This window comes from Oleiphilus sp. HI0066 (assembly GCF_001635725.1).
Window position 1 is genome coordinate 1 of the sequence record NZ_LWFH01000865.1, and the last position, 1,354, is coordinate 1,354.

The window sequence follows — 1,354 nt, forward strand, 5'->3', positions numbered from 1 at the left end:
GTGGTATGTGAAGATTCTCTTGTGTCTTTTTTTGATGAAAAAACCTTAAATATTTATTGACTTTTGTAGGGCTTATTTTGGTGCGGCTTAGACGTTAAGTGGGCACTGCCGTGCACCAAATTGGATTAAAAAGTAGTAGGAATGGTTAGCCTTTTATAACCATATATAGTGTATGGGTGTTTGTTGTAAATGGCGAGCTTGGTGCTCGCTGACTACCAATTGCACAATATGCCGTTATAATGCGCCGCTCTTATTAAACGCGCCAGTTTTACGTTCTGGTCGCTGAACACAGGAACATGTATATGTCTGACATCACCGTATGTGCCATGTATCGATTCGTCGACTTGCCAAACTACAAAGAACTTCGCCAGCCCTTACTAGATAAAATGCTAGAAAACGATGTACGCGGTACATTATTGCTAGCAAGCGAGGGAATCAACGGCACGGTATCTGGCACCGAAGCATCCATTGAAACCTTATTAACTTGGTTTAAAGCTATCCCCGAGTTTGCAGATATTGATTACAAGCTTTCGTTTGATGAATCTCAACCGTTTTACCGCACCAAGGTGAAACTTAAAAAAGAAATTGTCACGATGGGGGTAGAGGGTATCGATCCTAAAAAAGTTGTTGGCACATACGTCAAACCTAAAGACTGGAATGCGCTTATTTCTAATCCTGAAGTTGTACTGATTGATACGCGTAATGATTATGAGTATGAGATTGGTACGTTTGAGGGTGCCGTAAACCCTAAAACTGATACCTTTAGAGAATTCCCGGCTTATGTTGATGAACATTTAGATCCTGCTAAGCATAAAAAAGTCGCTATGTTCTGTACGGGCGGCATTCGTTGCGAAAAATCGACAGCTTTCCTAAAAGAAAAGGGCTTTGATGAGGTTTATCATCTAGAGGGTGGCATCCTTAAATATCTGGAAGAAGTCCCTAAAGAAGATACGATGTGGGAAGGCGATTGCTTCGTGTTTGATAATCGTGTTGCGGTTGATCATGATCTAAACAAAAGCGCTTATGATCAGTGCCACGCATGTCGACTTCCAATTACTGCCGAAGATATGGAACACGAACACTACAAAAAAGGTGTGAGTTGTCCTAAGTGTTTTGGCAAACACACGCCTAGCCAGATCAAACGATTCGAAGAACGTCAAAAACAGATTGACTTAGCGCGCGCACGTGGCCAAGGCCATATTGGTAGTGAAGCAACTGAAGCTATTGCTCAAAATCGTGATAAGAAAGTCGCGGCGATTAAAGCGCAGCAAGAAGCGCAGTAATACATCTGATAAAAGTAGCGTGAACGGTGTCGTTTGCGCTACTTCAACTCAATCTTTTTCTCTTTGCATCT

The 1,354-nt window shown here is 42.0% G+C and carries 1 protein-coding gene; it reads left to right on the forward strand.

From position 1 onward, the window contains the following. Window positions 1–302: 302 nt before the first annotated feature. Window positions 303–1,283 carry a rhodanese-related sulfurtransferase gene (locus A3738_RS09980; protein WP_068479732.1) on the forward strand — a complete coding sequence of 327 codons (981 nt, stop codon included), beginning with the start codon at window positions 303–305 and terminating at the stop codon, window positions 1,281–1,283. Window positions 1,284–1,354: the final 71 nt, after the last annotated feature.